This window comes from Luteibacter sp. P4_E6 (genome assembly GCF_056401535.1).
Genome location: NZ_JBFUJE010000211.1, coordinates 1 through 6,667 on the forward strand (window position 1 = coordinate 1; position 6,667 = coordinate 6,667).

At 65.1% G+C, this 6,667-nt stretch carries 7 protein-coding genes; all 7 read right to left on the bottom strand.

What is annotated here, in order from left to right; translation table 11 throughout:
- Window positions 1-472 (bottom strand): oligosaccharide flippase family protein (locus tag AC1DT2_RS13260; protein WP_477296748.1); only part of this gene is annotated, 472 nt, incomplete at its 3' end.
- Window positions 469-2,097: a hypothetical protein gene (locus AC1DT2_RS13265; RefSeq protein WP_477296749.1), complete on the bottom strand. Its 1,629-nt coding sequence runs from the start codon at window positions 2,095-2,097 to the stop codon at window positions 469-471. The genes AC1DT2_RS13260 and AC1DT2_RS13265, both read right to left, overlap by 4 nt.
- Entirely contained in the window at window positions 2,094-3,098 is a 1,005-nt protein-coding gene (gene galE, locus AC1DT2_RS13270) for a UDP-glucose 4-epimerase GalE (RefSeq protein ID WP_063570469.1), read from the bottom strand. Before galE ends, AC1DT2_RS13265 begins: the two co-directional genes overlap by 4 nt.
- Window positions 3,095-3,931: a dienelactone hydrolase family protein gene (locus tag AC1DT2_RS13275; RefSeq protein ID WP_477296750.1), complete on the bottom strand. Its 837-nt coding sequence runs from the start codon at window positions 3,929-3,931 to the stop codon at window positions 3,095-3,097. Before AC1DT2_RS13275 ends, galE begins: the two co-directional genes overlap by 4 nt.
- Window positions 3,931-4,707: an alpha/beta hydrolase gene (locus AC1DT2_RS13280; RefSeq protein ID WP_477296751.1), complete on the bottom strand. Its 777-nt coding sequence runs from the start codon at window positions 4,705-4,707 to the stop codon at window positions 3,931-3,933. Before AC1DT2_RS13280 ends, AC1DT2_RS13275 begins: the two co-directional genes overlap by 1 nt.
- Window positions 4,708-4,709: 2 nt before the next feature.
- The gene (locus tag AC1DT2_RS13285; protein ID WP_477296752.1) at window positions 4,710-6,074 is read right to left on the bottom strand and encodes an outer membrane beta-barrel protein; all 1,365 of its coding nucleotides are present in this window, start codon (window positions 6,072-6,074) and stop codon (window positions 4,710-4,712) included.
- A gap of 63 nt (window positions 6,075-6,137) precedes the next feature.
- A partial coding sequence (locus AC1DT2_RS13290; RefSeq protein WP_477296753.1) for a P-loop NTPase family protein occupies window positions 6,138-6,667 on the bottom strand: 530 nt, incomplete at its 5' end.

The window sequence follows — 6,667 nt, forward strand, 5'->3', positions numbered from 1 at the left end:
CCGTGGCGATGGCCTCCGGCTCGAAGCGCTCCTGACCCTTGCCGATGGCCACGAGTACCGCATAGTTGGACTTGGCGACGACCGCGATCACCACCAGGACCATGATCGGTAGCAGCGAGGTGCCCCACTCGGCCGGACTGGCAAGAGCCGCGATGGCGGCGAAGAGTCCGATAACGACCAGCGAACTGACGGTCTGGATGCGCGAGAATCGCGCGGCGAGACTGGACGCGAGCCCCGGGTCGCCCATGCCGTCCGCCTCGGCGATGAACTTCGTCGACGAGGTGGTAAGCGCATGGTTGGAACAAACGATCAGCCAGCCGCAGAGCCAGACCGTAAACGCATAACGACCGAAATCCGCCGGCCMCAATGAACGAGCGATCCAGACGCTCATCAGCAGCCCGAGCGCATACTCGATATACGTCGACACCGTGACGATACCGATACTGCGCAACACGGCAACGCGACGGTTCATGGCGCGCTACCGAGAAGGTTCGACGGATGCGTGAGACCGGAGCCCGGAGGCTGCTTCATCATCCACTGCGCGACGCCGGCACCGCGATTGTTCCAGTTGAATCGGCGCAACGTGTCCGAGATGGACGCGCAGGACTCGCTATACGACGACGAAAGCGCGGCGAAGCGCTTCTTCAACGCCGCCGCCTTCGCGGGATCTTTCTCGAAGTAGTACGCGGCGGCCACCGGCAACCCCAGCTCGACCGTATGACCATCGCTATACCATCCCTCCGACTCCTGGATCTTCATCAGGGCGTCCGTCTTCGCGTGCGACGAGGACCAGTACCAGGCAATCTGCCCTCCGGCGCCGGAGCATTCGTTGCGCCAGTCGTGCGGATGGACGAGTAACGAGGGATCGATCCAGCCGTAGCGCTCGAGATACGCGCCGAAGGCGGTGATCATCGGCGGGATGCGGGCATCGTCCGTCACGAGCCACGCGTGCCACAGGCCGTCCACGATGTTCTCGCTCATCCACGGCGAGGCACCCCGCACATCGTCCGCGCCGCCCGGATCGTTCTCATGCATGTTCCAGCTGTTCCGCCAGGAGCCGTCGACGCCCAGCCCGTCCGGATTGGCACGCTGCTGGTCGCTCAACCAGCCGACGCGTGCTTCGATCCGCTCGCGATAGCTTTTATCGCCAGTGAGTTCAAAAGCCGCCACCGTCTCGATCAGGCCCAGTCCGGCGAGGCGCTCGGTGAAATAGTCATCGGGATGCTTGTAAGGTCCCGKTGCGCCGTTCCAGCCACCGCTGTTCCACAAGTCGGCCATCTTCGCGACCGTGGAAGCGTCGTGCATCGAGTCGTCGCCGGTCAGCGCGACAGCGAACAGGATCGGCTCGATGTAGACGTACTTGACGTCGCAGGGTTTCCCGTCCGGCAGCCAGCCGCCACCGCAGATCGGACTCACAGCCGGCCCGTCACGCTTGATACCCGCCATATACCAGCGATAGCTCTCTTCGGCCGCCTCGAGGTAGTCCGCTCGCCCGGTGCGTACATAGGCCTTGAACAGGGTCGACGGCCGGTCGAACAGCCAGGCGGTGGTGTCCTTGACCGGCATCGCCGCCGCCCATTTGAACTGCGCATCGACATAGCGTGCATAAGGTTCGTCGCGCGTGGCGACAGACTGGGGCCCGGCGATCAGCGACGCGGTGAGCCACTCGGGCGTCAAGGTGCCCAGCGCCGCGGGACGATCCTTGACCATCCCTCGTGAATACGGCCATGCCGGCACGTCGGCGGTACGGGGCTGGCCCAGCGCGAAATAGTACGCCCCTGGCGCCGCCATGAACTCGGCGCGCACGGCGCGAAGGCTGCCATCACGGAAATGCCAGGTGAGCATGCGTGTTACCGAGGCGGGCACTTCCTTGCCATGTGAGTCGAGGATGCGCAGCTGCCCGGTGTCGCGCAGCGCGCCAGGCGGTAACGGAATACCGACGGACACAGGCAGGTTGTCGCCCTGCCCGGCGATACGCTGCACGTTGATGCGTTGCGCTGCGACCACGCCAGCCTCAGCGGAGCGAGCGCCCTGCGATGCCAGGGGCGCCGTGAGCGCGAGCAGGCAGCCGATCACGAACAGCGAATGAGTTTTCATGCCACCGACGCGGTGGGCAGGTTCGCGCCGGCCAGGTGGTACTCCCAGGTCAATGCGGTGCGCACGATGAAGTCGAGGTCGTCATAACGTGGCGTCCAGCCCAGCTCCTGGCGCAGCCGGTCGCTGCAGGCGATGAGCTTGGGGATATCGCCGGGCCGCCGTGGCAACTCGATGATGTTGAGGGCATGACCGCCGACGCGCGCAACGGCATCGACGACTTCGCGCACGCTATAGCCGTGACCGTAGCCGCAGTTGAGCGTCAACGACGCACCACCATCACGCAGGTGATCCAGCGCCCGCAGGTGCGCCGCTGCAAGGTCTTCGACGTGGATATAGTCGCGCACACCGGTGCCGTCGGGGGTGTCGTAATCCGTGCCATAGATGGACACGCTGCGGCGCTTGCCGACCGCATGCTCGCAAGCCACCTTGATCAGCAACGTGGCCTCCGGCGTCGAATGGCCGATCCGCCCCAGTGGATCGCAACCGGCCACGTTGAAATAACGCAGGATGACATGCCGCACCGCCCCCGTCGCCGACCAGTCGCGGAGCATCGTTTCCGACATCAGTTTCGACGTGCCGTACGGATTGATGGGCCGTGTCTGGGTGTTCTCGTCAGCCACACCGGCGTCGGTCGTACCGTATACCGCCGCCGTGGAGGAAAAGATGAACTTGTCCACGCCAGCCTGCGCGCAGCAGGCCAGGAGGTTCCGCGTATTGCAGGTGTTATTGCCGTAATACTTGAGCGGGTCGCTCATCGACTCCGGCACCACGGTATGGGCGGCAAAGTGCAGCACCGCGTCCACCTGGTAGGTCTCGAGTGTCCGCGACACCAGTTCACAGTCGCCAACGTTCCCCTCGACGAAAGCCGCACCGCGGACTGCTTCGCGAAAACCGGTGGAAAGGTTGTCGATCACCACCACGCGATCGCCACGGGCGACCAGTTGCTGCACCGTGTGGCTACCGATATATCCGGCGCCACCGGTGACGAGGACTGTATTCATGGGTGCCTCCCGGCGTTCGCCGGCGGGAAGTTGTGTGAGAGCCAGCCACCGATCCCTTCGAGCAGTCGGGCACGGTCACCGGTGAGGATGTAGGTGTGGTCGGTCTCGGCGGCATAACGCGTGGTGACCGCCGGGTGGCTCATCACCTTGCCGAAGCACTCGCGGAACTGCCGCGCGTGGTTGAAGTAGTTGCTGATGCCACCRGAGTAGACGAGGTAGAGCTTCATCCCGCGCTCGACCATGCCGGTGAAATCCGCGATGACTTCGTCCCGCGGCGCCGGTGCCACGGCAAATACAGGCTGGGCGGCCTTCGGAGTGACCGAAGCGTCCCCGCCCCCGCGGCGCGTGAGCCGGCGCGCCCAACGCGCCGGGTCGACCAGCCGTGGCAGGTAGTGCCTGAGCTTGTAGCCGAGGGTGCGGAACGCATAACCGTCGAGGAACACAGCACCGGATACGCGCGGATCAGTGGCGGCGACCACGTGGGCGTTCTGCGCGCCGGAACACAGGCCGACGAGCACAAAGCGCTCGCAGCCGGCGCGTTCGGCCAACAGTTTCATGGCATCGTCGACATCCGCGTAGACCTGTTGCGTGCGTGTTTGCTGTCCACCGCTGGCACCGCTGTCGCCGAGCGTCGACAGATCGAAACGAAGGGTCGGATATCCGGCGGCGTTAAGCTGCCGGGTCAGCTCCACATGCAAACGGAACGGACCGATGCGGTGGACGAGACCCGCGTTGAGCACGATAACGCCCGTCGCTCCGCGCACGCCTTCAGGTACGCCAGCGATGCCGACCAGGTGCCGGGCGCGGCCAAAGCGATGGGCTTCCTCGCGCATCACGCGACCTCCTTCAACCGACCGGTCACGGCCTGGATGAGCGGATGCGAAAGGATCGCCGTCTCCAGCCGCTCCAGATCGTTCCACGGCGTCGACGGCGTGATGGTAGCGACACGGCCTCGGTGAGAAACGATGCGCTCCCAACCCCGGCCGGACGACGCGGGCATGGAGTCCAGGACCAGCGTCGGCACGTTGGCAGACGCTACGCTCAGTGCGGACAGCTGGTGGCGTAGGCTCTCGGCGATATCGAAGCCGAGCCACTGCTCTGCCACGTCGCTGTGACTACGCGGCGCGTTGAACCGACCTGCATCCTCGCGAAGCGCCGCCTGCATGGCGTCGAGTTCGGCTACGTAGTCTGCACCCTCGAGCACCGGATCCCACGCGATCACTTCACTGAAGCGTGCCTGCTCCGCGGCGGCAAGGGCGACACTGCCGCCCAGGCGGGCGCCAAAGGCGACGATGCGGTCCACCCCGGCGCGCCGGCGAAGCTCGACCGCGGCCGCTGTCGCGTCACGCACGCAATGCTCCCAGTCCACTTCCGCGCTGCCGCCCGCGGAGTCGCCGGTGCCGTGATAGTCGAAGCGCAGGACGGCCATGCCTTCCTCGGCCAGCGACTGCGCTAGTTGGCGGTAGAGCCGGTGGCAGCGGATCAGGTCCTGGCCGAGCGGCGGGCACATCAGCATGGCGCGACGTGCCGGAACGGACGGCGCGTGATACATGCCGAACAGACCGGCGTCCGGGCCAAAGAAGAACGGCATGTCAGCATCCTGGCGCATCGTTATCTCCGGTAAACCACGCCGACGAAGAATTCAGTTTCGCGGTAGCTCTGGCCCACGGCATCGCTGTTGCGACGCTCGCGCGCCACCGAGGCGTGCCAGCTCCAGTGACGGTTCCACTGCTGGCCGAGGTCCAGGCCCAGGCGTACCGTGTTGTCCTTGCGGTCGAACGAGTCGTATTTGGTTTTTTCGTACGTACCGAAGCCGGTGAGGGTCAGCGTCGGTCTCAGGCGATAGCCCACCCCAGCGCTGACACCCTTCGCCGTCTGGTCGAAGGTGTTGTCGGTGAGGTAGCGAAGCTGGCTGTRCGACGGCGACACCGTCACGCTCAGGCGCGGCTGCTGCCAGACCCAGCTCGCCTCGACGCGCTTTTCCTTGTAGACCTCCGAACCGATGACGGCACTGCCCGTACCGATACCCGTGGCCGCACCACGGCCAAGGCCACCGGTGTTGGCAAAAGGGTCGATCGCTTCGGTGCGGTCTGCGGTGAACCGGTTGGCTCCCAGCAGCCCGGGTGTCGTGATGATGTCTTGCGCCGCGTCCGCGTACTGATAGGTCCCGGCCACGCTCAGCGAGTTCTGCACCGTCGGCTGCCAGCCGATCTGCAAGCGCACCAGCGGGGACGTCGCATCGCGTCCCTGGTCGAAGTTCAGGCGTGTTCCGCCAACCAGGACATCCGCGTCGAAATGCGCCAGCGTGCTCGTATAGCGGAGGTAGGCCTCTTTCCGGTCGTAGTTCGCGCTACTGGGCTGCTTGTCGAAGTCGACCCTCTGGAATTCGAGATTGCCGGACAGTGTGTCGGTAGGATTGAGGTCACGGTACACACGAAATGCGGCCAGAGCGCGCGACGAATCGAACTCGTTCACCTTGGACGCGTAGCTGTCGATGTAGCGCAACTCGACCTGCCCGCGCGCCGCATCGCCGAAGCGCATGCGCAGCGTGGGTCCGACGACGACCACGTTGGTCTGCTGTTGGTTACCGGGGGAATCGGCAGCCAGCTGGTCCACCGGCTGCACGCCGGCATAGTCTTCCAACGAGAAGTCGAGGCGCTCGGGGATCGCGGTCCAGTTGGCCTGGGCGGCCAGCTGGGTCTGCGTCTGCGAGTCGAAGTCGTTCTCCAGGTACTTGCGGTATTCCAGCGTACCGGCCACGTTCGCCTGGAAGGTGGAACCCAGCTGGGTGTACTGGAACGTCGCGCCCGGCGTGAAGACGTTCTCGCTGATTGGCTGGTCCGACGACAATGCGATGTTGTTGCTGTGCTCGATTCCTGCATAGAGCGTGTAATCGAAGGTACCCGCGAGCGCCATGGTGGGTGCCGACGCGAGCCCGATCACGATCGCACGGGCGAGCCTTGTCGATGCCGGCATGTTCCCTCCCTTAGCCCCTGTGTGCGCGGAACGCCTGCCGGTCGTTCCACGCGAGCGTCGTCCTTACGGCGACTGATTGAAAACCACGCCCGCGAGCTTGGCGGGATCGAAATTGGCGACGGCCTGGTTGATCGAGGCCGGCGTGTCGCGTCCGTATCCGGCAACGATGACGACGAAGTCGGCGAGGTCCGCCAGGATGCGTGCATCCGGCGAGCCCTTGACCGGCGGTCCGTCAAGGAAGAGGTAGCGATCCGGATAGCGGCAACGCAGCGAATCGAGCACTGCGCGCATGCGGAAGGAAGAGAAATACTCGCCACTGTTCTCGCGTGATTTCCCCGCTGGGATCAGGCGCAGGCGAGGCACGCCCGTGTGGTACATGATCGACGCGATGCCGYGCGAGGGATGCTCGAGGAAATCGATGAGCCCCCCGGTCCGTGGTTCGACGCCCAGCGCCTTGTGCTGGTTCGGATAGCGCAGGTTGCAGTCCACCAGCAGGCTGGTCTTGGCCTCGTCGAAGGCGAATGCCGCCGCCAGGTTACGGGTGACGAAGCTGCCTCCCGAACGCGGACTGACGGCGACCACCAGCGTGATGA

Bases quoted from the DNA above. Each gene is read 5' to 3' on its own strand.
- galE (WP_063570469.1), bottom strand. From the start codon at position 3,098: ATGAATACAGTCCTCGTCACCGGTGGCGCCGGATATATCGGTAGCCAC.
- AC1DT2_RS13280 (WP_477296751.1), bottom strand. From the start codon at position 4,707: ATGCGCCAGGATGCTGACATGCCGTTCTTCTTTGGCCCGGACGCCGGT.